Here is a 24091-nt window from a genome sequence, read left to right as displayed (position 1 = left end):
TTTAATTATGCCAGGAAAAGCAAAACAATATGTTGATCAAAGTATGACATCAGTACAAAACACTGTAAATATATTACAGCAAGCACTTAACTCTGTTGAAAAGCAAGATAACAAAAACAAGATTCAGCAAGCAATAAGCTCACTTAATTCTGCACAGCAGCAATTATCTGGGTACCAAGACTAGTATGATAAAATAATCTTTTAAATGCCTTTCAGGGAAATTACCTTGAAGGCATTTTTTTACTATTTTTGCTTCATTTAACGTACCACCTTTTGTTATAAAACTCAATTTTCAATATGCTGTTTAAAGGTAAAGCTACGACTCGAATTGATGGTGTTTGTTTTCATAATATTAGAAAATGATATAAATTGAGATGCAAACATGATATAATTCTATTACCAATCACGTAAGAGGAGGATCTAACATATGGGGTTGTTTGATAGATTGAATGAGCCGGTTTTCCTTATAATATTTTAAAAACGGATTGTAAAATTAGCAGTATGTGAAACACTAAAGACAACATTTTTGTCTGCTCAAGGCACGTTGAGACGATTTCGATGTTAGTCAACATTTAATTTAAGTAACTTCTACGTTTAATAACGTGCTATTGGTAGTGAAGTAGTTTAAGGAATAATTGTTTTAGCATACATGATTAAAATAAATAATAGGAGAGTGTTCGATGTTGGAAATTGAAGATATATGGCAGTTAATAATTTTAGTAGTGCTTTTAGTACTGTCATCCTTTTTCTCAGCTTCAGAAACAGCATTAATGTCTTTAAGTAAGATTAGAATAAGGAACATGGTGGATGAAAATGTTCCAAGGTCTGAAAAAATACAAAAGTTAGTTGAAAATCCCAGCAATCTGCTAGGTGCTATTCTTGTGGGTAATAATATTGTGAATATAGGTTCATCGGCTTTGGCAACATCAATTGCAATTAACCACTTTGGCAATACAGGAGTAGGTATTGCAACGGGGATAATGACTTTTATTGTCTTAATATTTGGAGAAATTACTCCTAAATCTTTAGCTGCACAAAATTCAGAGAAAGTTTCTTTGAAAGTTGTAAATATATTGTCTTTTATTGTTATCATATTAAAACCAATTACAATAGTTTTAATGAAAATCACTAATTCAATAATTAAGCTACTTGGTGGGGAAATTAGTAATAAGCAGCCATTTGTTACAGAAGAAGAGATAAAGACCATGATTAATGTGGGGCATGAAGAAGGTGTCCTTGAAGTTGAAGAAAAGAAGATGATTCACAATGTGTTTGAGTTTGGGGAAACCAGAGTAGCAGATGTTATGATACCAAGGACTTATATGGTTGCAATAGAAAAAAATTTATCCTATGAACAGATTGTAGAGGAGTTTAAAAAACAGCGTTTTTCCCGTATACCTGTATACGAGGAAAGTATGGACAATATAGTTGGAGTTTTATATCTTAAAGATCTTTTTCTTTGTGAAATGGAAGAAGGAACTTTTGATATATCAAAAGTTCTTAAAGAACCTTATTTCACTTTTGAATTCAAATTAACTACTCTATTGTTTCGTGAAATGCGAGAGAAAGGCATACAAATGGCTATTGTTATTGACGAATATGGAGGTACTGCAGGTGTTATTACAATCGAAGATTTAGTGGAAGAGATTGTAGGAGATATTCATGACGAAACAGATGAGATTATTCATGAAATTGAGGTTATTAAAGAAGACGAGTATGTTGTTCTTGGTATTACCAAAATTGATATTGTTAATGATATGATCGGAATTAATATTTATTCTGAAAACTTTGATTCTATTGGAGGATTTGTGGTCGGGTTGTTTGGAAGATTGCCTGAAGCTGGCGAATGCATAGAACATGAAAACATTAAATTCATTGTGGAGAAAGTACATAAAAATAGAATTGAGAAGTTAAGAATTCTGACTTGAATCAGGTGATTTTTTATTACTTTAACCAGTTTTTATTTGCATAACAATAGTAATTATGGTTTTATGCTTCTTATACATGGCTTATTTGCAACAGATATATCACTTTTTAATACTTTGTTCATATATTAATATTGTATATTATAATATGAAGGAGAGAATACCATGTACAATTATCCATATACCAATATGTTAGCACAGTGTTATATGATGCAGCAGCAAATGAATTCTAAAATAAGAGTGCTTCACGCAGTTCCTAATGCCCCTGCAGTAGATGTTTATGCTAATGATAATCTTATTGTTAAAAACCTTGCATATAAAGAAATGTCCCCATATTTACCAGTTCCAGCAGGCAATTATAATATTAAAGTATATCCGACAGGAGAAACTACAAACCCTGTTGTTGATTCAAGTGTTTATGTTCCTGAAAATTCTATCTACACCATTACAGCTATTGGACAATTGCCTGATATAAGCCTATATCCAATTCAGGAACCAACTTCAGCCAATAAGACTGGTATGTCATGTGTAAGATTTATCCATCTATCCCCAGATGCACCGCCGGTTGATATAACGTTACCAGATGGTACAATTGTTTTTAGCAATGTTCCGTTTAAAAGCATAGCTAATTATACTTGTGTTCCATCAGGCACATACACGTTTAGAGTAAACCCAGCCGGAACAGATAATGTTGTTTTAACAGTTCCTAATGTTAGGTTAAATCCAAATACTTTCTATACCGTCTATGCAGTTGGCTTAGTTGGAGATAAACCTGATTTAGAAGCATTATTAGTTACTGAACCAAGATAAATTATTTAGTGAGCTCAGCATGGGCGACCGCTTGACGGTGAAAGAATAAAACACACCCCAGTTATTGAAAACACAAGGTAATTCCTTTGCTTTTTGCAGCGTATCCACTTGAATTAAGCGTACAGGAACGTCGTTCATTTCACAATACTGTTTTATCATCTCAATGTTTTGATAGACATAGGGGCATTGCATATCATAATAAATTGTTAGCTCTTTGCTTTCAATTTCTTGGTTTTTAACAATGTGTACCCCCACTTAAAATTAATATAAAGTTTAAAATAAAAGGAAATTTTGAGACAGTGAATTTGTTAGATGCCACTTACTTAGAGAGAATACTCAAAAAATGAAAATACAATTTGGCGTTCCCTCGAGGTAAGTGTATTATTATGAAAAAAACAGAGAGACAGAATGGAATCGTCCATTTATTAAGAGTACGGAAAAAAATGACTGCAAATGAGCTGGCAAACTATTTTGAGGTGAGCGAGCGGACCATATACAGGGATATAGACGCACCATTCCTTGCATAGGGTGGAATATGACGAAACAGCTATACGATGTGTTTCTCATGCATTATGAAGAGCAAACTGGCAAACCGATGGATCAAGGACTTTAAAGTAGGCTTGGACACTATAGATGGAGTTGTTATTCGTCCCGGGCATATTAAGTTGTTGCTCGATAGGGGTGTTCTGTCAAAAGTGGATAAAGCTATCCTGACCGCAACATTTCGGTACACCTTTTGGATTAATTATCTCACAAAAATATATACCCATATTTTGGTATTAATAACCTAAGTGCAAAAATATGTTTTTAAACTAAATGACCACATGTTGATTGACGGTTTAGGGAGTACTTAGTGGTATTTCTTCTTTGATGGCTTTTTTTATTGCCGTAAGTCCTAGCTCTAAACTTGCTTCAGTTGCAGGGGAACATGTTGCAATTCGAATTGCATTGCTTTTTGCGCTATCGCCAACGGAAAATCTTTCTGCACCATATACATTTATATTTTTGCTTTCCATGAGGTCCTCAAAAAACTTGCCGCTATAACCTTCTGGCAGTTGCAACCACTGATAATATGACTCCGGTTCACAGTGAACAGATGGAAAATATTTAGCATATAAACAGTTGCGTGTAATTGCCATTTCGTATTTTTCTTGTATGAGTTTTTGGGCTAATCCACTTTGTATAATTTCTGTCACTACTTCTACATTCAAAGACGATGCCTTGATATTGACGTTATAACATCCTTGTTCAAGCCTTGAAAGATATTTTTGAGGAAAACACATGTATGCCACTCGTATCCCTGCACAGATTGATTTTGAAAGTCCGCTTACATAAATTGTCTGTTCGGGAAGCAAAGAACAGACAGGTGTTACTTTGTTTTTTTTCATAAAAGCAAACACATCATCTTCAATTACCAATAACTGATGTTTTTTTATTACGAAGCAGAGCTCTCTAATGCGATGGTTTGAAAGTGGGATAGTAGTAGGATTGTTACAGGAAGTCATTAGAAAAATGCCCTGAATGTTTTCTAAACTGCAAATGGTATCAAGCTCATTTGGTAACATGCCCTGCTCATCATGCTTTACTGCAATAAGCTGTATATGAAGCATATTTGCTAAAGCAATAAAATTCGGATATGTATATGGGTCCGTTATAATTTTGTCACCGGGCGCAAACAAAGATAACAGTATAATGGCAAGAGCATTTTGTGCTCCTGCTGTTATTATTGTATTATTTGCGTGACAATCAATCCCAAACTGTGATACCCATTTTGCACCTGCAATCCGTTGACTAAGGCTTCCAAGAGGGTTGCTATATTCTAAAAGCTTTTCTGACAAAGGTTTTTTAATAACTTCATTTACAATATCTTTTACTGACTTATTATGATTGAAAAAAGGCAACACCATGCCCATATCGGCTATTGCGGTATCGCTTTGATTTACAATAGAAGAAGAACTATTAGCGTTGGGGGAAACAAATGTGCCGCTGCCAACAATTGCATGAATAACCCCCTTTAATTCGCAGAGCTTATAGGCTTTTGTTATTGTGCTGTGGTTCAAATCCAGATAATCGGCAAGCTCCCTTTGGGGGGGAAGCTTTGTATTTGCAATGAGCTTGCCGCTCTTTATGTCAGCTTCCATCAGCATTGCTAAAGAACGATACATGGGGGTTTTTAGTTCCTGTTTATCGGGCTTCCACGTCAACTCATAATCATCAAAAGAGTTTACAGGCAAGATTTCACCTCCTTAAAATGTATGACCTACATTTTTTTCCTTGTGCGTATATTTATCCGAGTGGTACAATTTCAGTAATGAAAGCATTATAACACACAATCTTGCAAGAGTAAATAATTGGGAGCATATGGTAAAAATATCATTATGATACATACCTTCCGCTTCCAAAAAAGTATTTTTAGATAACATAACTTTCAAAAGGAGGTAACAAAAATGGAAGCATATAAATATCAGAAAGTTGATGCATTTACATCAAATACATCCATTGGCAATCCCGCCGCCTGCATTTTTTTAAGTGAATCACAATCTTTATCTGAAACAGCTATGTTAGAGATAGCTCAACAACACAAGGGATTTGTTTCTGAAGTAATTTACTGCAGCAGCCACAAGGGGATTTTTTTAACATATTATTCTTCTGAATGTGAAGTCAGCTTTTGTGGGCATGGTACGATAGCATGTATGTACAGCTTAGTCAAGAACACAGAGAGCCTTCTTAAATGCAGTGAAATACCTATAAATACCAATAAAAAGGGGGCATTAACAGTCTATAACAGAATCACGGAACAAGATGCCGTTTTCATTTCTTCTCCTTCACCCAATTATCTAGCTACTTATCTGAAACCAATAGACATAGCTGCGCCTTTGAGTTTGTGCAATGAAGATATAAGCATTGAACTACCCGTTGAAGTTATTGATGCCGGATTGCATACCTTGATTGTTCCATTAAACACTACACCAAAGCTAATATCTATTTATCCAGACGAAGCTAACTTGAAGGAATTTTGTCAGAAAAATAATATAGATATTGTCTTGGCTTTTTCTACTAGCGCAGTCGATAAAAAACATATTGCCCATACCAGAGTTTTTGCTCCAAAATTTGGGTATTTGGAAGATCCGGCAACCGGTTCGGGAAATAGTGCATTTGGGTATTACATGTTAAAACACAAATTGTGGGATGGCTCTTTATGTTCTGTTGAACAAGGAGGAAATAACAGAATATTTAATGTTATCAAACTAAATTTTCAAGATAACATTATGTTGTTCGGAGGTAAAGCCACAACTCGAATTGATGGCGTCTATTACTATTAAACATGAAGTGCCTTAAGATTTCAACGGTTTGCGCAGCATTCCTTAAACTAGTATATATTCCGCTTGCCTTCGTAATTTAGTCGTGTTTATGGACAATCAGAAACACGCTGGACTCATCCACCTCCTGAATATGAAAGGGGTATCCCAACTCTTCACCAATTTTTTCAAAATCCTCGGGTGAATGGAATGTTGCCTTAAAGCCGCCCTCGCAGATAATCACACCGTCTTTGGTGTTGGTGTAATCAATTTCTCCTAAAAGCCCTTTGGAGGCCTGCTCTTCAAACCACTTAAGACGATAATCCCAGAATTTAGAGCTGTAACTGCTGAAAAATGCCGTTCCGCCTGGTGCCACGCTATCAAGAATTTTGTAAATGACAGCGGAGTCAGCACGCATGGCAGACAATCCGTTTTGAAGGCACAAAACAACATCAAAGGGCTTAGGGAATTTTAGCTGATGAACATCCATCGCAACTATGCTGGCGTTGGGGCAGTCCTTGAGATACTCCTTGCCTAACTCAACACTTTCCACTGAAATATCTATCCCCACAATATATCCGCAGTAGGGAGCCAGTTCTCTAATAATTCGACCGTATCCTGCTCCAAGTTCTAAGACACTTTGTGTGTTTGATAGGTTTACCTTGACAAAATCTATCTCCGCCTGTAAATACTGTTTGATGCGTGGAATCTGAGTTTCATACACCTGAAACAACTTTTGGGAATTTAATTTTTCGGCATAATAATTGTCCATTTTTCTTATCCTTCCTCCTCATGGTCTTATAAACCTAACTAAAAACAAATACAGTTTTAAAGGTTTCCTAATTATAGTATAATTCTTTTTTTTTCAGTTGTTCATATCAATTTGATGTAAATTTTATACAATTTTAATAAATTATGATCTGTTAAAGGAGATTAGCGCCATTCCGGATGTTGAGAGATTACCTATGGTTTTGATGAATTAATGTCTTCAGCATTTAACATCATTGTTATATTCGGTTCTTGAGGAAATAATAAGTCAATCCCATCAAACGGGAAAGCAGAAGAAAACTAATGACTGTTCCTTCTCTTATGAAAATTGTGTTTCCGGATATTAAACTGATAACTAACGTGCTGAACAGAAATAGCATATCAAATCGCATACGAACAGTGGTTAAATTTTTATTAAGCTTTTGGCACAGTACCACACATAGACTCTCCAGCGGAAACCTTATGATTTCAATAGCCAAAACAGCGCCTAAACTTGCAGAAGCCAGACAAAGTCCCAACAGAAAGGTTAATACCCTTAATAAATATGAATCAATAGCAAAATCAGCAAATACATAATAAACAAAAAAGTTAATTATATAGCCATTGGCAATAGTTGCTAATATCTGAATAACATCTCTGGATTCAAAGTTGGTTTTTCGAATGAGAATGTAAGTTATAAAAAACAGAATATTTAAAATATTAAGCATTGTTCCTACTTCAAGATGAAATAATTCTGCCAGAGTCAATGCAAATGCATTTAGCATGCTTTGGCCAATTCCTGCTTTTATCTGTAGAGAGATGCCCAAACCAAGCAATAAAAATGCTATTATGGAGTATGCAGTGTATTTTATATGTTTTGCTATCATCATTTTACCTCAATTCATATATTATTTTGGTTTATAACTATGTTATAATAAAATAAGACTTTTTAATATGAGAAATATCATATTCGGGGTGAAAAAATGAATTATTTTATTGCAGATCAAATACCGACGGCGGTAGCAGTGATTGCCGATTTGGTGAAGTACCTCATTAATTTGTAATATTTAAAAAAACAGATTGTAAATTCAGCAGAATGTGAAACACTATTTATGCTTATAAAAATAAACATTTAGAAGGGAGATTAAAATGAGCAGATTTACATTACCACGAGATATCTACTATGGAGCTGATACTCTAGCTGAATTAAAGAATCTGAAAGGAAAAAAGGCAATCCTTGTATTAGGCGGCGGATCTATGAAGAAATTTGGATTTGTAGACAAAGCGCTTGCATATCTGAAGGAAGCCGGGATTGAAACCATATTATTTGAAAATGTGGAACCAGATCCTTCTGTTGAAACTGTTATGAAGGGTGCAGAAATGATGCGTGAATTCGGGCCTGACTGGATTATCTCAATGGGCGGCGGTTCTCCTATTGATGCAGCAAAAGCAATGTGGGCTTTCTATGAATATCCGGAAGTAACTTTTGAAGACTTATGCATTCCCTTCAACTTCCCCACGCTAAGAACAAAAGCAAAATTCTGTGCTATTTCGTCCACATCGGGTACTGCAACAGAAGTGACAGCATTTTCCGTTATCACAGATTATGCGAAAGGAATCAAGTATCCTCTTGCTGACTTTAACATCACACCAGACGTTGCAATTGTTGACCCTGCACTTGCTGAAACCATGCCTAAGAGTCTTACTGCTTACACAGGGATGGATGCACTGACACATGCCGTAGAAGCGTATGTTTCCGCCTTTAACAGCGTATTTACGGACCCTCTTGCAATTAAAGCAATTCAGATAGTAAATTCTCACTTGTTGAAATCCTACGATGGAGATATGTCCAGCCGTGAGGTAATGCACTACGGACAATGTCTTGCAGGAATGGCGTTTACCAATGCACTTCTTGGAATAGTACATTCAATGGCACATAAAACAGGTGCTGCCTTCTCCACAGGACACATTACACATGGCCTTGCAAACGCAATGTACCTTCCATATATAATCAAGTACAATTCAAAGGTGGAAACAGCGGCAGCCCGTTATGCAGAAATCGCAAATGCAATTGGCATAACAGGTACTGTAGAGGAGTGTATTGAAGGACTTCGTAAAAAGATAGTTGAAATGAATAATTACATGGGAATTCCAAACACATTGAAGGAGTTTGGAATTATAGAATCGGAATTCAAGGAAAAAATTTCAGCTATCGCTGAAAACGCTGTAAGTGATGCTTGTACAGGTTCAAATCCAAGACCGATTGATCCTGCAACAATGGAGAAATTGCTCACTTGTATTTATTATGGATCAGAAGTGGAATTCTAATCATACGATCCTGAATTAAATCATAACTGTGACGCCGTATTCCTTTATTCAAATCAGAAGGAATACGGCGTTAAAACGAAGGAGGGTCGTGGAAGCATCCATAATAACAGGAGAATAACACTATGTATAGTAAGCAGAATTAATTAAAGCAGTTCTTATATAAGTTTGGAAATATTTATGTTATAATATTGGATAATATGAGCTTTCTTATAAGAGAGGAAAAGGTCAGCCGCTTGGGGGGAGAATATGCATTATGTAAAGTCTAAAGGAATTTTATCAGCAAAAAATGGAATGAATTTGTATCGCGGCTGTACTCACGGATGTATCTACTGTGACTCAAGAAGCAGATGCTATCATATTGAACACGACTTTGAGGATATTGAAGTCAAGGAAAATGCCATTGAATTATTAGAAACGGCTCTTAAGCATAAAAGAAAAAAATGCATGATAGGCACCGGTTCCATGACAGACCCGTACATCCCGTTAGAAATGAAAGTCGGGAATGTCAGGAAAGCTTTATCTTTGATATATGAACATGGTTTTGGTTTTACAGTCATAACGAAATCAAATCGTATTTTAAGAGATTTAGATCTGCTGAAAGCGATAAACAGTAAAACAAAATGTGTTGTGCAAATGACCATGACTACCTACGATGAGGATTTATGCAGAAAAGTTGAGCCGAATGTATGCACCACAAAAGAACGGTTTGAAACTTTAAAACAGCTGCGTGATGCAGGAATACCTACTGTCGTGTGGCTCTGTCCTATTCTTCCGTTCATCAATGATACACCATATAACATTTCCGGTATTTTAGATTATTGCATAGAGGCAAAGGTCTATGGCGTTATATGCTTTGGAATGGGATTGACGCTTCGTGAAGGAAACAGAGAATACTTCTATAAGCAGTTAGATCGTCACTTTCCTCACTTGAAAGAAAAATATATGCAGAAATATGGAAGTCAATATGTGATTGACAGTCCAAATAGCAAAGAACTAATGAGATTGTTCCATGAGAAATGCGGCAAACATGGAATAGTGCATGACAACGGCCAGATATTTAGTTATTTGAACACCCTCGAGGAAAAACAATCTGAAATTCAATTAAGCTTATTTGATTAATAGGCGTTAAATAAAAAATCCATGGATTACCTTAAAGCAACCCATGGATTTTATTATTTTATAAACATTATTAAGCTTTCTTAGATGCCGGTACAATAATGTTCAGCACTGCGTTTAATGCTACTCCAATTATTGCAGCCAGGCTCAAGCCTGTAATTGAAACAGTTTCATTTATCTTTATGCCGATACTGATGCCGGTCATGCTTTGGAAGTAAGATCCCCACAAACCCAGTACCAGCACTACAATCATTACTACAACATTTGCTGCATTGAATTGTACATTGTTATTCTTTATAGTTTGTACACCCACAAGAGAAATCATTGAGAACAACATAAGGCTTATGCCGCCCATAACTGGTGTAGGTATGGTTCCGAGGAAACCACCAATTTTGGCTACGAATCCAAGAATTATGGCAAATACTGCAGCCAGTCTTAATGTAGAGGGGTCATAGTTCTTTGTTATAGCCAGAACTCCTGTGTTTTCACCATACGTTGTATTGGCAGGTCCGCCTATACAGCCGGCTAACAATGTAGCAAGTCCATCTCCAAGAAGAGTCCTGTTTAGTCCTGGATCTTTTATGAAATCCTGCCCTACAACCTGTCCGTTTGTAGTGATATCGCCAACATGCTCCATGAAAACTGCCAGTACTACCGGAGCAAGAACTGCTACAGCAGGTACGCTGAACTTTGGCAGTGTGAATGCCGGAATTGCAAGCAGCGGTGCATTTACAAAGGATGTAGGGTCTACTTGTCCAAGGATGCGTGCTACTGTATAACCAACAACTACGGCAGTTAATATTGAAAGCTGTTTGAAAAAGCCTTTACCAAAGAAGTTAATAGCCAGTGCTGTACCGAGGGTTATTGCAGCAAGTAAAAAGTTTCCGCTGGCCATACCAAATGCTGTCGGAACAAGGTTTAAGCCTATGACAATTATCATCGGTCCTATTACATGGGATGGAAGATATTTTTTTATGAAATCTATCCCGATTTTTCTGATTACAAAAGACATTATTACATATATGAGACCTGCTACTATTATACCGCCCTGGGCATATGCAAGATCACCGTTATGTGCTTCCTTAACGGCTATTATTCCGCCGATGAAGGCAAAGGAAGAGCCTAAGAAAACAGGAACCTTTTTCTTTGTTACCGCATGAAATACAAGAGTGCCTAATCCTGCAGAAACCAACGCAACAGATGCATTTAATCCTGTAAGAACAGGTACCAACACAGTAGCACCAAACATTGCAATAAGATGCTGAAGCGCAAGAATCACTTTCTTTGATAAAGCCATCCAATCAGTGGTTTTTGAAGTTTCAACTTCAACTTTCTTTAATACTTTCTCTGACATGATAAAGTCTCCTTAATTTTTAAATTGAGGAGAAGAGTGAACTCTTTTCCCCTTTTCAGCCTCACCGGACTAATTTAAAGGTGATGCACACAGAATAACTTGATAATCAATAAAAAATGACTTCACGCCGCAGCAAGAAGTCACATTTGTCTACAAATTATGTGAAATTCATAATGTTTATCTTGCCAGCCTCACCGGACTATTTTAAAGACAATCAATTATTCTATTTCTAAAATAATAACACGTTTGTAGAATAATTGCAATATACATTTATAATTTATTTGAATTATGGCAGGTATCAGGGGCTGAAGCTGCCTTTTTATAATTAAGGTTATATCGGAAGCTAAAATCTACAACATATATAATTAACACAAACAGCATTAAGGGCAGTTTGACACTTTGCATGTTTCAATGTATAATTTCGAGTATATAAACATGCAGGAGGAGCAGCAGATGATATCCACAGCAGCGGTAAAAATTATAAATATTTTACCTGATAGATTTGCCTCATATATATGTAAAACAGTCGTTGACAGATACCTGAAAAAATATGCCAATATATACATAGATGGAAGCGAAAACTTAAAAGGAATAAGGACTCCAACTATTTTTATATGCAATCATTTAAGCAATTCGGACGGATTAGTATTAGAAAAGGCTTTAAAAGCGATTGATCCTACATTTGTTGCAGGTGTAAAGCTGTCAGACAATGCTGTTACAAGTATAGGTATGAACGTAGTAAAGACTACAAAAATAAAACCTGATACTGTTGATAAAGAAGGTCTTAGAAAGATCATCAACCTTGTTAAGCAAGGGGAAAGTATATTGATTTTCCCTGAAGGAACCAGAAGCAGAGTCGGAAGCCTGATAGAGGCAAAGAAAGGAACCATTCTCATAGCAAGAATGACAGAAGCTCCTATTGTTCCTATCGGACTATATGGTACTGAAAAATTGCTGCCCATAAATAAGGAAGGAGATATGAGCGCAGAAAACTTCAATCATGCAGATGTTCATATCAACATCGGAAAACAATTTGAACTTCCAGAGGCAGCAGCAGATCAAAATAAAAAAGATTATGAAGATTTAGCCATAAAATATGCAATGAATAAAATAGCAGAGTTGTTGCCTGAGAATTACAGAGGAGTATATGGGGACGGTTCTTGTTGACATCTTGCACCATAAACATTTTGAGTGAAGGGGAAACACATGAAGATATCAAGAGAATGCATTCACTGTCTGGCCAGACAAGCTGTGGAAATAGCCGAAGAAGCCACAAGCAGTGCAGCTATGCAGGAAGAAATAATAAAAAAATCACTGCAGGAATTAGGAAATTTGGATTTCAATGAAACAGCACCTGAAATAGGTTTCAGGATGCATCAGCATGCCAAAAATATCACTGGTATCAATGATCCGTATAAAAGGTTAAAAGAACAGTACAATGAAATTGCTCAGGAGATTTATGAAAGGATTATCGATGAAAAATGGCTGGAAAGGGCTGAAGATCCATTTGATATGGCCTGCCGTCTGGCTATTGCCGGCAATATAATCGACTTTTCAGTTGGTTTGAAATTAGAGCGTTCTGATGTAGTTAAGTCGGTTGAAGATAGTATAAAGCATGATATTTTCGGAACCGGAACACCAGCATTACGAAAAGCAGTGGAAAAGGCAGACAATATTCTGTATATTGCCGACAATGCCGGCGAAATCATATTTGATAAGTTTTTGTTAATGAACCTTCCAACAAAAAAAGTTTCCTATGCAGTCAAGGGAGGTCCCATAGTTAATGATGCAACTATGCAAGATGCCATAAGTACAGGCGTTGTGGACATGGTGAGAGTCATAGACAATGGACATTCTGCACAGGGAACCATATTGAAAGATTGCTCAAGTTCATTTGTAACTGAATTTAATAAAGCAGATCTGGTTATAAGCAAAGGCCAGGCTAACTTCGAAACATTGAGTGATATTAAGGATAAGACAATATTCTATCTGTTAAGAGCTAAATGCAGTTCAGTAGCTTCTGCTATCGGCTGTAAACGAATGGACTATGTTCTAACAAATTACTAGTGTCATAAAATGTCATTGAGGACGGTTCTTGATGACAAGTATAGATGAATAAACTCACAATCGTCTGCCATTGACTTACTGCTTGTAATACAAAAAAAGTTATATAAAGAGGAGGGTACAATGAAAACTGGTTTGATTTTGGTTGATATTCAAAATGATTATTTTAAGGGCGGAAAGTATGAACTGGTTAATCCGGAGCAAGCGGCTACGCAAGCAAATAAAATTCTGGAGTTTTTCAGAAAACATGAATTGCCGATATATCATGTGCGACATATAAGCATGAGTCCGGATGCAGCTTTTTTCAAACCTGACACAGCGGGAGCGGATTTTTATAAAAAGTGCAGTCCTTCAGGGGAAGAAGAAATCATAATTAAACATAGACCCGATAGTTTCTATGGTACGAACCTTAAGGAAAAGCTTGAGGAGAAAGGAATTGAAAATTTGGTAGTGTGCGGCATGATGACGCACATGTGCATTGATACAACTGTAAGATCTGCCAACCGTAACGGTTATCCTGTTGAATTAATCGAAGATGCATGTGCAACACGAAACCTGGAATGGAGAGGAAGCATGGTTCCGGCAGAACAGGTACAAAACGCATACATGGCAGCACTTAATGGTTCATTTGCGAAAGTTTACAAGGCAGATGAATGGCTGGGAAAATGGTCATCTGATCCAAATGAATAATTCAGGAATAAAGTTTTTAAGGTAAAGCTAAAAAGCCTCCTATGATTTTGGTTTATCATAGAAGGCTTAATTTATTTATATTTACTTATTCAGATATACCAAAAGAATCAATTTTATTTTCTGCTCCGATTCTTCTTACAGCACTGTTTTCTAAGTTACGCGTATCCGTTCTAATAACGTCATATAGAGCCGCACCGATCATTTCACCTGCCTGTTGCAGTCTATCCAAACTAATATTAATTTTGATCGTATCCTCCGGTTTATGATACCAGGGTTCCAGATTACCGTTTTCATCTCCCCAAATAAAACATGCGGCAGGAATTCCCGCTTCACCGAAATATCTGTGGTCTGATGATGAACCTTTACCTACTTCCAGTATGTTGTTGCCTAATCTCGCGCCGGATGCCTCAGCAGCTTCCGTAACTAAATTTGGCTGCCCGTTTGTTGTATCTGCATACAATATATTACAAGGGCCATGACTGGTTGCAATCATGTCCATGTTGAAATTAGCAATGCTTTTGCTTAGCTCATCTTGAGACAGATGTTCAACATAATAATAAGAGCCGTCTAGTCCGATTTCCTCTGCACCGCAAGCAATGAATCTGATTTCTTTATCTGTGGGATATGATCTTAAGATTCTTGCAAATTCTATCAACATCGCTGTACCGGATGCATTGTCATTTGCTCCTGGGGCGTGAGGCACGCTGTCGTAATGGGCTGTTATGTATACAATGCCTGCATTTGCTTTTTGTGGTTTCCTCGTAGCAATTACATTTTGTGATTTTGTCATTAATTCTGCCTTAATAGTAACTGTAACATCAGCATTTTTCATTGCTTCTAAGATTTGCTGTCCATCTTCTAAGGATATGGATATGTATGGAATTGGGCTGACATAAGCTCCTAAAGTAGGGTTTACGTTACCTGGAGCATTATTATACATAAGGACACCTATAGCGCCTGCATTTACAGCATTCTGTGCTTTGATAGCAAATGAAACACTGCCTCTTTGCACAAATGCTATCTTGCCGCTAACATCAGCAGGAAAGTCAGATGGAGTTGCTCCTAAACCACAATTTACCAGTTTGCCTGTTATTCCGTCTATATCGGTATATCCTGAGCCGGTTGCTGTATTCACCATAAATAGTTTGTCTTTAAACACGTCAACTGTCAATTCTGAAACAACATTATCAATTTCAAAATTTTGAACTTCTACGTCATAACCTAGTTTTTCAAACTGTTTGCTGATATAATTTGCTGCTTCTTTCTCTTCTGCTGTTCCAGCTACTCTTGGACCAATTGTTTCACTTAAGTACTTGATGTGTTCAAGCGCTTTTCTGGAATCAATTCTCGCAAGAACCTTTTGGTCAAATGCAGTTGATGCATTTGTGTTAATTGCTGCAAATGATGACATGGAAAATACCATCATAAAAACAAGGAACATTGAAAGTATTCTAAAAATTTTTTTTACCATATGCTTTCTCCTTATTATATGTTTTTTATCAGTTGGACTGATTTATGAGAGTATAACACAGGCGAGCTGGTAAAAATTATCGAAAATTCTATTTAATCCACTAACTTTTTATACAAATTATGTTTAATTATGACAACGAAGAACTTTTTAACTCCTTCTGCATGCTATTATTTACCGATGGATTAGTAAATAACTGCATGATATAATTATCTGTCTTATAATACAGATATTCATGGGGGAAAAAATGAACAGAGATATGACATTGAAAAAATTAATTCATAAGGATGAACAAAGATATTTTGTTTTAGCACTGATAATCAGCATTATAATTTATGTATCATTACTATTTTATATTGAAGGACTTGCGGTGCTTTTATTATTAACGTTGGTATCATTATTTTCCAATGGTTTAATGTTAGGGAGAATCAGAACAAACGGAATTCGTTTAAGTACAAATCAATTCCCTGAGGTGTATGAAAAGGTTCTGGAACTATGCAGCACCATGGAAATACGCAGTATACCTGAAATATATGTTGTTGAATCAGGTGGAATCTTAAATGCATTTGCTGCCAAATCTTTTAGGAAGAATATTGTTATTTTGTATTCGGATATATTTGACTTAATCAATACGGGCAACAGCGATGAATTGTCTTTTATTATAGCCCATGAGCTGGCTCACATTAAGCGAAGGCATGTGGCAAAGCAGCTTTTTATCTTACCGGCCATGTGGATTCCTTCTCTGGGAAATGCCTATTTAAGGGCGTGTGAATATACAAGTGATCGTATTTCAGCTTATTACATCAATAATTCTGAAGCTTCAATGAATGCACTTACAATACTGGCAATAGGTAAATCATTATTCAATAATGTTAATCGAGAAGAATATCTGCTTCAAAGCAGCAATGACAAGGGTTTATTTAATAAAATAGCTGAAAAAAGCTCATCGCATCCGTCTTTGCCCAAAAGAATAAATGAAATTAAACTATATTTTGAGAATGACACTGATTATGCTGAACCGCGTTCTAAAAAGCCAATATTATCTATGGCTGTAACGGTGCTGGCAGCATGTGTTATAGCGTTTGTCGGCATTGAATTTGGCAATGATATAATGATGGCAGCAGACAGCTTCTTATCAGATACATCTGTGGAAGAAGATACAGCAGTTATGGCTGAGGCAGTTGCTATAGGAAATGTTGAAAAAGTTAAGGAGTTATTGAATGATGGAGTATATCCTGACGTTCAGGACGGAGACGGATGGACTCCGCTGATGTGGGCAGCGCAGGATGGCAATGTGGAAATGATAAACATCCTGATTGAAGCAGGTGCTGATCCTAATGTTATCGATTATTATGAAGAGACAGCATTAATCCGAGCCATATACAGCAATAATGTCGAAGCAATCAATTCATTAATATTATCAGGAGCAGATCCAAATATGGCTGACTCGTCAGGCTGGACTCCTTTGATGTATGCTGCAGCTAACGGCAGTATTGAGATGGTAACAGCTTTGTTGCATGCCGGTGCCGATTCTGAACTAAGGGACGCAAACAACTTCACGGCCTTCTTATATGCCAAAAAATATGGATACAATGAAATTGCTGATTTATTAAAAAAATAAGGTGGGCTCAAAAAAAATTCCCTTGGACGAAAGTTTGAGGGAATTTTACATTGGATGGAATACTTGCATATTGTAATAATGTTTATAGTAATATTAAGTAAATTGGATAATAAGTTATATGTAACAAATGATGGGTATAAATTACACATGAAATAATTTTTTGAAATGAGGATTTGTCACTGTGCAAAGAGCAGTTTAGTAAAGGCTGAGCAAAGCGAGTAATTATTAAATATACCGAGGAGGTACCGAAATGGTCAGTTTTAGAATTGAAAGAACAATTGAAGCTCCTTTGAAAAAAGTATGGGATGCAGCGGATTTTACGAAATCGGCAGGTCCTTACCCAATGGAGGTCAGAAACGAAGGAAACCCAGAAAAAAACAGAGTTGGTTTTGTCAGGGCAGTCAAATCAGGAAACAATACAATCATCGAACGACTTTTGTCTGTGGATCCGATGAAATGTTATACTTATACTTTGGATGAAGGAGCGCCGGTCAAGGATGATTATCTTGGTATAGTGGAGTTTATTGAGGATGGTGATGTTACAAGGATTTCGTGGTCGGTTAATTTTAACCCCCAAATTCCAGGGACAGGGTGGATCAGCGCTCTCGTTATAAAAAGCGTGGTTAACAAAATAATCGACTCCATAGAAAACGAGTGCCTTTCTATTTAAACATCACATAGACATACTTTCCTATGAACCGTTTAAATAACGAGACTGTTTTTTGGATATCGAGAGCCTGGTCTTCAGCATAAACCAGCAGTGTTTCTAGCTCCTGTTCTGTAAGAACATGCTGACTGAACCGCGCTTTTAACACAAGGTTGTATAAATTCTTTGGAAACCTGCACTCTGCAGTGACCTTAGGCTTTGCATATGCATACAGCTTCACAATATAATCATAAACTGCAATTGCTGCTTTGTTGCTGTCTTTTTGAGTAAACTGTTTTTTGCGAAAGGCAATCTGCAGTTTTCTGCTGCTCAGAAGAACTGCTGTGGATAAAGCAAATGCCTCTAAAAATGGCAATATACGCATTATGGCATCTGTTAAATAATCGGTAGTTGAACTTTGCATTTCGCCAGAGCTGGAATTGATGTTTTCATAATCAGGCAGCTCTTCGATTTTAAGAGTCTCATGATTATAAAATTTATCATTAGTTACGTCATCTTGCATAGGATTGATTACATAAGAAGTCTCTGCCTCAGCAGCTGCATGGTTAGTAACTCCCCTGTTTGAACCTGGTGTTGCTTCAACAGGGACCCAGCCAACTGCGCTAAGATATATTTCCACCCAAGCATGTGAACGTGAATCAGGGATATTTGCCCATTCAGCATTTTCTTTGAAATCATCAGGAGATACGGCATAACCTTCAACATATCGGGCGGGAACTCCTGCAGACCTGAGCAATGCAGCTGCGGCAGAGGCAAAATGTACACAGTACCCCTTGTGATTTTCAAAAAGAAAATATTCAACAAAATCTCGCCCTTCCGGAGTCATGCCCGGCGAAAGAGTATATGAATTTTCGCTTTGTACATGAGTAATGACTGCATTTGCAAACGCGTTAATATTGAAGTAATTTTCAATTCTCAAATTATGTTCACGGAGGTACTGATCCAGTCTTTCTTCCAATGTTTCGGGGAGTTGGGTATAGTGCGAATAAACAAAATTTTTATACACTATTGATGCATGGATAAAGGGTGCCTGCTCCGGGCTGAAGGCGTTAATCATGGATTCTGAAATTTTCCATGCGTCTATTTGCAGCGTGGTTGCTTTCATGCTGTATTCGCTTGTGCCAAACAGTACATTGCCTGATCTTAAAAAACCGTCATTTATAAAATCAATGCCTGGCAGCTCTTCAGGTCCTGACACCAGTCCGTAGGGAGCATAAACACGCAGTGAATTTCTTTTTGCGTTTTGGACCGTCATATCATATGTCTTTACAGGCCTTCCAAGAAGCTTGTTAAATAGTGAAGAAAAATTTTGAACTTTCCACTCATTCAACACTGAATCCAGTTTTTCATATTCTTTCGAAGGCAGGGAATCCCAGCTTTGACCTGTGTAGATGCTGCCTACAAATCCCTTGAGATAATCTCCTTCAGTACCGGAAGATTTTACACGCAAAACAGTCTTTCCTGTAAATGTAATGTTTCCCATAAGCTGAAGATTGACACGGTCAGTATATCCTAAAATGCTTTGTATGGGAATCTGAATAGGCGATTGGATCTTTGGAACACTGAGTATACTTAGCCGAAGATCCTTTACAAAATCAGAGCGTTTAAAACTGTTCATTGGAAAGATGACAGTTACAAGCATGAGACAAGCAGTTAAAACTGGAAGAAATATCAGTGATTGAGGATTTTCGGCAGTATTTCCGCCGCCGTAAAATACACCTTTCTTTTTATTAAATTTACTGTTTATTCTCAAAAATGAAGAATTCAAGATCAAAAAGGCCCAAAATATATATAATGCTCCCACTGCGGCATAGTGGGGAATAATACCGAAAAACACGGATACGCCTAAAAATGGAGAGGTAATCATAAAACACCACAATGTACTTTTTCTATAAACAAGCATCCAGGCCATAAAGAGTGTAAAAAAGAACAATGTAAAAACAGCAAAAGCGGTACTGGAAGCTGTTATTTCGTTCGTGCCGGTAGGAGAGGTTGGAAAGGTGAAAAGACTGGATTGTATTTTTTGGGCGTATGCTGAAATGACGGAATTATAGGTAAGGAAATATCCCTGAGTCAAATGATTGATTAAGACGTCTATTAAATTTCGATTAATAAAAAGAACATACACAGCTGCGGTCAGTGACAGAACCAGCAACAAAATACGTCTTGGTTTAATTAAAAACATTATTGTAAAGACAGCACAAAACACAGCTGCATAGAAAACAAACACCTGCAGCGTGAGAGGAAGAGTAAAAGTAGTATAAAAGCATCCATACACCCCAGAAACCCCAAGAAATAAAAATAAAAAATAAAAAAGAAACTGCATCACTAAAGAGGTTTTTGATTCAATCAGGCTGGGATTGTCAAGGTGAATTCCATGACTTGACTTTGGAATTTTATGTTTCATAATAGTCTCCTATACGTACTATATCACCAGTTTGCTCATGCTCTCTCTTATGTTTTTTACATCTACGTTTGTCACGTCTGTACGAGTACCTGTTGCATCCGCAACCAGAAGAATGTTAATACGGCTTCCAGCTAAGCGTTTATGAATCAGGTCAATGGAATTTGATGTGATTTCAGAGCAAAGGTACAATACAACCGAATATGGCTTGTGGCCATAACCATTGCTGCAGTTTTTCAATACCCAGGACTGTTTCTGATGTCTGCAGTTGGTCATTATGGCTTCAAATGCCAATTGCAGATCATTATTCTGAGCGATGTTGGTGAGCACTGTACGTTCATGCACGCTGTCATACCACTGTATTTCATAAACAATCTGATTCTTTATAAGAAAATCGGAGATGGAATAGACTGCATCCAAAAGCCCGCTTATCTTTTCGTCGCTGTTGCTGTTTAAATCAAAAAGCAGCAATACATCGTTGGAAATGGGATCGCAAAAATCCTTTACCATGAGCTGTTCATATTTGTCGGAAAGTTTCCAATGGATTCTTGCCAGTCTGTCTCCGTCACGGTACTCCCGGACATCCATTATTTCGGAAGGGTCATTTCCTTTCATGGTTCGGGAAGTAATATTGTTATCTATATCCTGAAGTACTGCTGAACTAATGGCCATCAGAGGATAAACAGATGGAAGAACTGCAACAAAATAGCTGGAGTCGATATTTTTACGAAACGAAAATAACCCGAGAGCATCATATATCCTAAGCTCTGCAATGCTGCACCTCAGCATACCGCAATATTTAGAAGATATTACCTGTTCCACGGTCTCTTTGGAATGCCCTGCAGTTATAAAAAACAATCTTTCTTGTTCCTGCTGCAGCAATTCGTTTCGTATGGTCAATGTTACCCTGCACCTGCATGCTAGAAGCAAGTATTTGTTACATATCTTCAAGTGTATTGGAAGGGACTCATTCTTTTGTATGGAAGCTTTCTTTATTATCAGTTCTGCTGTTACTCCGTTCATTGCAAGAACCGTAATAAACAAGGAAACTAGCGGCAGCATTAAAAGAAATACAAGAATCCAAAATGAAATATAATCCACTACAAATATATGAAAGACGAAGGCAGCTAACAACAACGCACCATATTTCAACCTTTTTGTTATCATAGAGTTGCTCTCTTCCGGGAGATGTCCGGCGGCATGACTGTTTGCATAATTCTTGCCAATATGCTGTGGGCAGTTGCATTTCCAAGACTAATCTGCGTATTAAGGATTATGCGATGCTCAAAAACATCAAAAAATACAAGCTGTACATCTGACGGTATAACATAATCCCTTCCTGCAAGCCACGCGGCAGATTTGCTCATTCGGACAAGTGCAATGGAACCTCGAGGACTGACGCCGAGGCGAATCAACTGATGTTCTCTCGTAGCTGCTGCAAGGCGGGTGATATAGACATATATATCGTCATCTATATGAACGTTTTCCGCCTGGTCCTGCATCTGTATAATTTCCATTGTGCTCGTGGATTGTACTATTGATTTCAGCAATTCCCTTGATTGCTTGTTTTTTAAAATTTTTATTTCATCCTGAAATTCCGGGTAACCCATGGAAAGCTTAACCATAAAACGGTCCATCTGAGATTCAGGCAGAAGCTGTGTGCCCGTTGAGCCTATTGGATTCTGGGTGGCAATAACAGTAAAAGGGTTAGGCAGTTGGCGGGTTACTCCGTCTACTGTAACTGATCCTTCTTCCATGGCTTCCAGCAAGGCACTCTGTGTCTTGGAGCTAGCTCTGTTAATCTCATCCACCAGAAGAAGATTGCAAAAGACTGCTCCAGGCTGATACAACAGTTTTTCCTTGTCCTTGCTGTAAACGGAAAAACCAACCACGTCTGCCGGCATGATTTCCGGTGTAAATTGGATTCGTTTGTAATCCAGCCCCATTGTTTTGGAAAAAGCAAGAGCAAGTGTTGTTTTACCAACGCCTGGCGTATCCTCCAATAAAATGTGACCTTTCGCCAGGATGGACATAAGCACTTTTTCAATTACTTCATCTTTTCCAATGATTGTTTTATTGATTTCATTGATAATCATCAATGCTTTTGGCTGAACGGAAACATGTTCATGTTTTGACAAATAAACCGACCTTCCTTCTTATATCATTTTGATTTAAAGCATGATGCCGAGTTTGATTTGCTATGTAGTTTTTAAAGCAGCAATTTGATTTTTGAGGATAGTTAGGCTGTGAATAAAATCTCTGTTAATTAATATTCTATCACTTCTAGCCTGAAATCTAAAGTATAGACGAATCTTTCATAAAACTTATAGAGGTAAGTACATTTCATATTGCTCAAGTGATTCTTTCTGAAATCCCAGCTTTCTTAAAAATCCTTCCAGGATAGAATTATTAGGAAGACATATGGAAACTTTTTCGCTATTTTGCGCATGAGAAGCTTTTTGAACCATAATGCTGCCTAGACCTTGATTGCGGTAAGCTGGGTGGACCCAGAGCAAGTTAATTTTACCATTTGGGCTCATAGCAATAAAAGCAATTTCTTTATCACCTTCGAATGCAGCAAGATAAGCATCATTTTTGCTCGTAGCATAATAAGGTGTATCGCTTTGCCAATTTATATGGCAGTCCATAAGAGTTTTTCTAAAGGAATCTATCTTTTCAAATGATATTTGTTTTATGTCATAAGAAGGCGAACCTTTGGAAAAAAGCATAGAGTTAATAATACCTGAGTAGTATTTTAACGTGTATGTTTTTCTATAACCACAGTCTTCATAGAATTTAATTGCTCTGTCATTACCTTTTACAACCTCAAGAAACAACTGCTTACACCCTTCATTAATTGCAGCTGATTTATGCATTTCAAGCAGTTTATGGCTGATTCCACGGCCACGGTTTTCAGGGGCAATGCAAAGTGTGCCACAGCGCATTGTCTTTAGCCCGTCAAAAAAACGTATACCCCCAAGAATTAAACCTATTGGACGTTCATCATCAAGTGCAATAAAGGATAAATTTAATGAATTACCTTCAGGACCTAAAAATCTGCTTTCAAAGGCATCTTGACCCATTTTCAGTGGAACTATATAGTCTGAATAACCAATAGTAAAAGCATCGAATATTTGACTCATAGTAACATCAGTACAAGTTTTGTAATTTATCGTAATATTCGCCTCCCTAAATAATTAAGAATCATCTTTTTAAATTTTATAAATAATTATAACATAAATATTGACATTTTGAATATAATAAAATATTATAAAATAAAAAACGAACACAAAAAAATGGCGTTGATGAGGAGGAGTACATACTCACCTGAAGCATAGAGAGAAGATGGTTGGTGAAAATCTTCGTGAAGGAAGTATGGAAGTAGCCTTTGAGCTGTGAACTGAAAAGATATAATCTTAGTAGGCTTCAACGGAAATTTCCACCGTTAAAAGGAAAGCAGTATCTGATAATATAATCCCGTACTGACAGAGTGCAGAGTAATCTGAATTTAGGTGGTACCACGGACGCATACAGTCCGCCCTGAGCATAAGCTTAAGGCGGACTTTTTGTATGCCATACTACAACGAGTTCCCAAATT

20 protein-coding genes, 2 pseudogenes and 1 other annotated feature are annotated in these 24091 nt (G+C 37.0%); of the genes and pseudogenes, 12 read left to right on the top strand and 10 right to left on the bottom strand.

All coding sequences use genetic code 11. From position 1 onward, the window contains the following. Positions 1 to 7: 7 nt before the first annotated feature. The 3 genes from AAGU76_RS08560 (at position 8) to AAGU76_RS08550 (ending at position 2735) form a co-directional block, all read left to right on the top strand. Positions 8 to 184 (top strand): hypothetical protein, encoded by a 177-nt coding sequence (locus AAGU76_RS08560; RefSeq protein WP_342485057.1) that lies wholly within the window; start codon positions 8 to 10, stop codon positions 182 to 184. 496 nt (positions 185 to 680) lie between these two features. Beyond that, a complete protein-coding gene (locus AAGU76_RS08555; RefSeq protein ID WP_342485056.1) occupies positions 681 to 1928 on the top strand; it encodes a hemolysin family protein in 1248 nt (415 codons plus the stop codon). A 162-nt stretch (positions 1929 to 2090) separates the two neighbouring features. Beyond that, a complete protein-coding gene (locus tag AAGU76_RS08550; RefSeq protein WP_342485055.1) occupies positions 2091 to 2735 on the top strand; it encodes a DUF4397 domain-containing protein in 645 nt (214 codons plus the stop codon). Here AAGU76_RS08550 and AAGU76_RS08545 read toward each other — a convergent pair. Continuing rightward, a pseudogene (locus AAGU76_RS08545) lies at positions 2715 to 2972 on the bottom strand (YoaP domain-containing protein); the annotation flags it as partial. The gene AAGU76_RS08550 and the pseudogene AAGU76_RS08545 overlap by 21 nt on opposite strands. A 149-nt stretch (positions 2973 to 3121) precedes the next feature. Between AAGU76_RS08545 and AAGU76_RS08540 the strand changes: the two are divergent. Continuing rightward, positions 3122 to 3244, top strand: a pseudogene (locus AAGU76_RS08540) (HTH domain-containing protein); the annotation flags it as partial. 330 nt (positions 3245 to 3574) lie between these two features. Here AAGU76_RS08540 and AAGU76_RS08535 read toward each other — a convergent pair. After that, positions 3575 to 4969, bottom strand: coding sequence for a PLP-dependent aminotransferase family protein (locus tag AAGU76_RS08535; RefSeq protein ID WP_342485054.1), 1395 nt, complete (start codon positions 4967 to 4969; stop codon positions 3575 to 3577). Between the two features lie 213 nt (positions 4970 to 5182). Between AAGU76_RS08535 and AAGU76_RS08530 the strand changes: the two genes are divergently transcribed. After that, on the top strand, positions 5183 to 6058 hold the full coding sequence (locus AAGU76_RS08530) for a PhzF family phenazine biosynthesis isomerase (RefSeq protein ID WP_342485053.1): 876 nt from the start codon (positions 5183 to 5185) through the stop codon (positions 6056 to 6058). 76 nt (positions 6059 to 6134) lie between these two features. Here AAGU76_RS08530 and AAGU76_RS08525 read toward each other — a convergent pair whose 3' ends face one another. Both AAGU76_RS08525 and AAGU76_RS08520 read right to left on the bottom strand, forming a co-directional pair. Beyond that, complete coding sequence (locus tag AAGU76_RS08525; RefSeq protein WP_342485052.1) at positions 6135 to 6806, bottom strand: class I SAM-dependent methyltransferase; 672 nt, start codon at positions 6804 to 6806, stop codon at positions 6135 to 6137. Between the two features lie 235 nt (positions 6807 to 7041). Next, positions 7042 to 7671, bottom strand: a complete 630-nt coding sequence (locus AAGU76_RS08520; RefSeq protein WP_342485051.1) for a hypothetical protein — start codon at positions 7669 to 7671, stop codon at positions 7042 to 7044. Between the two features lie 259 nt (positions 7672 to 7930). On the opposite strand from AAGU76_RS08520, the gene AAGU76_RS08515 reads away from it, so the two are divergent. Continuing rightward, positions 7931 to 9109 (top strand): iron-containing alcohol dehydrogenase, encoded by a 1179-nt coding sequence (locus AAGU76_RS08515; RefSeq protein ID WP_342485050.1) that lies wholly within the window; start codon positions 7931 to 7933, stop codon positions 9107 to 9109. A 246-nt stretch (positions 9110 to 9355) separates the two neighbouring features. After that, positions 9356 to 10228 (top strand): radical SAM protein, encoded by an 873-nt coding sequence (locus tag AAGU76_RS08510; RefSeq protein ID WP_342485049.1) that lies wholly within the window; start codon positions 9356 to 9358, stop codon positions 10226 to 10228. A gap of 70 nt (positions 10229 to 10298) precedes the next feature. Here the strand turns inward: AAGU76_RS08510 and AAGU76_RS08505 are convergent, their stop codons facing one another. Beyond that, positions 10299 to 11579, bottom strand: a complete 1281-nt coding sequence (locus AAGU76_RS08505; protein ID WP_342485048.1) for a uracil-xanthine permease family protein — start codon at positions 11577 to 11579, stop codon at positions 10299 to 10301. 453 nt (positions 11580 to 12032) lie between these two features. On the opposite strand from AAGU76_RS08505, the gene AAGU76_RS08500 reads away from it, so the two are divergent. From AAGU76_RS08500 to AAGU76_RS08490, 3 genes are all read left to right on the top strand, one after another. Then, entirely contained in the window at positions 12033 to 12746 is a 714-nt protein-coding gene (locus AAGU76_RS08500; RefSeq protein WP_342485047.1) for a lysophospholipid acyltransferase family protein, read from the top strand. A 39-nt stretch (positions 12747 to 12785) separates the two neighbouring features. After that, positions 12786 to 13646, top strand: a complete 861-nt coding sequence (locus tag AAGU76_RS08495) for an ARMT1-like domain-containing protein (protein ID WP_342485046.1) — start codon at positions 12786 to 12788, stop codon at positions 13644 to 13646. Between the two features lie 120 nt (positions 13647 to 13766). Further along, complete coding sequence (locus AAGU76_RS08490; protein ID WP_342485045.1) at positions 13767 to 14333, top strand: cysteine hydrolase family protein; 567 nt, start codon at positions 13767 to 13769, stop codon at positions 14331 to 14333. 85 nt (positions 14334 to 14418) lie between these two features. Here the strand turns inward: AAGU76_RS08490 and AAGU76_RS08485 are convergent, their stop codons facing one another. After that, positions 14419 to 15804: a M20/M25/M40 family metallo-hydrolase gene (locus AAGU76_RS08485; RefSeq protein ID WP_342485044.1), complete on the bottom strand. Its 1386-nt coding sequence runs from the start codon at positions 15802 to 15804 to the stop codon at positions 14419 to 14421. Positions 15805 to 16048: 244 nt separating this feature from the next. On the opposite strand from AAGU76_RS08485, the gene AAGU76_RS08480 reads away from it, so the two are divergent. Together AAGU76_RS08480 and AAGU76_RS08475 are read left to right on the top strand one after the other, a co-directional pair. Then, positions 16049 to 17422 (top strand): ankyrin repeat domain-containing protein, encoded by a 1374-nt coding sequence (locus AAGU76_RS08480; protein WP_342485043.1) that lies wholly within the window; start codon positions 16049 to 16051, stop codon positions 17420 to 17422. Positions 17423 to 17672: 250 nt separating this feature from the next. Beyond that, complete coding sequence (locus AAGU76_RS08475) at positions 17673 to 18092, top strand: SRPBCC family protein (protein WP_342485042.1); 420 nt, start codon at positions 17673 to 17675, stop codon at positions 18090 to 18092. On the opposite strand, the gene AAGU76_RS08470 is transcribed toward AAGU76_RS08475, so the two are convergent. The 4 genes from AAGU76_RS08470 to AAGU76_RS08455 all read right to left on the bottom strand — a co-directional run bounded on the left by AAGU76_RS08470 (position 18085) and on the right by AAGU76_RS08455 (position 23636). Continuing rightward, entirely contained in the window at positions 18085 to 20496 is a 2412-nt protein-coding gene (locus AAGU76_RS08470) for a transglutaminase-like domain-containing protein (protein ID WP_342485041.1), read from the bottom strand. The two genes, AAGU76_RS08475 and AAGU76_RS08470, sit on opposite strands and share 8 nt — an antisense overlap. 18 nt (positions 20497 to 20514) lie before the next feature. Further along, a complete protein-coding gene (locus AAGU76_RS08465) occupies positions 20515 to 21660 on the bottom strand; it encodes a DUF58 domain-containing protein (RefSeq protein WP_342485040.1) in 1146 nt (381 codons plus the stop codon). Continuing rightward, the gene (locus AAGU76_RS08460) at positions 21657 to 22631 is read right to left on the bottom strand and encodes a MoxR family ATPase (protein WP_342485039.1); all 975 of its coding nucleotides are present in this window, start codon (positions 22629 to 22631) and stop codon (positions 21657 to 21659) included. Before AAGU76_RS08460 ends, AAGU76_RS08465 begins: the two co-directional genes overlap by 4 nt. Positions 22632 to 22817: 186 nt before the next feature. Continuing rightward, positions 22818 to 23636, bottom strand: a complete 819-nt coding sequence (locus AAGU76_RS08455; protein WP_342485038.1) for a GNAT family N-acetyltransferase — start codon at positions 23634 to 23636, stop codon at positions 22818 to 22820. Positions 23637 to 23786: 150 nt separating this feature from the next. Next, positions 23787 to 24039: a binding site (T-box leader), on the top strand. Positions 24040 to 24091 lie beyond the last annotated feature (52 nt).

Origin of the sequence: Sedimentibacter sp. (assembly GCF_038562225.1) — a bacterium.
Classification (GTDB): Bacteria; Bacillota; Clostridia; order Tissierellales; family Sedimentibacteraceae; genus Sedimentibacter.
Note: the sequence above shows the minus strand (reverse complement) of the source record. Positions and strands in the feature narration are given on the sequence as shown.

What these genes read in the sequence shown, in the direction of transcription:
- AAGU76_RS08560 (WP_342485057.1), top strand. Translation starts at nt 8, where the DNA reads ATGCCAGGAAAAGCAAAACAATATGTTGATCAAAGTATGACATCAGTA.
- AAGU76_RS08555 (WP_342485056.1), top strand. Translation starts at nt 681, where the DNA reads ATGTTGGAAATTGAAGATATATGGCAGTTAATAATTTTAGTAGTGCTT.
- AAGU76_RS08550 (WP_342485055.1), top strand. Translation starts at nt 2,091, where the DNA reads ATGTACAATTATCCATATACCAATATGTTAGCACAGTGTTATATGATG.
- AAGU76_RS08530 (WP_342485053.1), top strand. Translation starts at nt 5,183, where the DNA reads ATGGAAGCATATAAATATCAGAAAGTTGATGCATTTACATCAAATACA.
- AAGU76_RS08525 (WP_342485052.1), bottom strand. Translation starts at nt 6,806, where the DNA reads ATGGACAATTATTATGCCGAAAAATTAAATTCCCAAAAGTTGTTTCAG.
- AAGU76_RS08520 (WP_342485051.1), bottom strand. Translation starts at nt 7,671, where the DNA reads ATGATGATAGCAAAACATATAAAATACACTGCATACTCCATAATAGCA.
- AAGU76_RS08515 (WP_342485050.1), top strand. Translation starts at nt 7,931, where the DNA reads ATGAGCAGATTTACATTACCACGAGATATCTACTATGGAGCTGATACT.
- AAGU76_RS08510 (WP_342485049.1), top strand. Translation starts at nt 9,356, where the DNA reads ATGCATTATGTAAAGTCTAAAGGAATTTTATCAGCAAAAAATGGAATG.
- AAGU76_RS08505 (WP_342485048.1), bottom strand. Translation starts at nt 11,579, where the DNA reads ATGTCAGAGAAAGTATTAAAGAAAGTTGAAGTTGAAACTTCAAAAACC.
- AAGU76_RS08500 (WP_342485047.1), top strand. Translation starts at nt 12,033, where the DNA reads ATGATATCCACAGCAGCGGTAAAAATTATAAATATTTTACCTGATAGA.
- AAGU76_RS08495 (WP_342485046.1), top strand. Translation starts at nt 12,786, where the DNA reads ATGAAGATATCAAGAGAATGCATTCACTGTCTGGCCAGACAAGCTGTG.
- AAGU76_RS08490 (WP_342485045.1), top strand. Translation starts at nt 13,767, where the DNA reads ATGAAAACTGGTTTGATTTTGGTTGATATTCAAAATGATTATTTTAAG.
- AAGU76_RS08485 (WP_342485044.1), bottom strand. Translation starts at nt 15,804, where the DNA reads ATGGTAAAAAAAATTTTTAGAATACTTTCAATGTTCCTTGTTTTTATG.
- AAGU76_RS08480 (WP_342485043.1), top strand. Translation starts at nt 16,049, where the DNA reads ATGAACAGAGATATGACATTGAAAAAATTAATTCATAAGGATGAACAA.
- AAGU76_RS08475 (WP_342485042.1), top strand. Translation starts at nt 17,673, where the DNA reads ATGGTCAGTTTTAGAATTGAAAGAACAATTGAAGCTCCTTTGAAAAAA.
- AAGU76_RS08470 (WP_342485041.1), bottom strand. Translation starts at nt 20,496, where the DNA reads ATGAAACATAAAATTCCAAAGTCAAGTCATGGAATTCACCTTGACAAT.
- AAGU76_RS08465 (WP_342485040.1), bottom strand. Translation starts at nt 21,660, where the DNA reads ATGATAACAAAAAGGTTGAAATATGGTGCGTTGTTGTTAGCTGCCTTC.
- AAGU76_RS08455 (WP_342485038.1), bottom strand. Translation starts at nt 23,636, where the DNA reads ATGAGTCAAATATTCGATGCTTTTACTATTGGTTATTCAGACTATATA.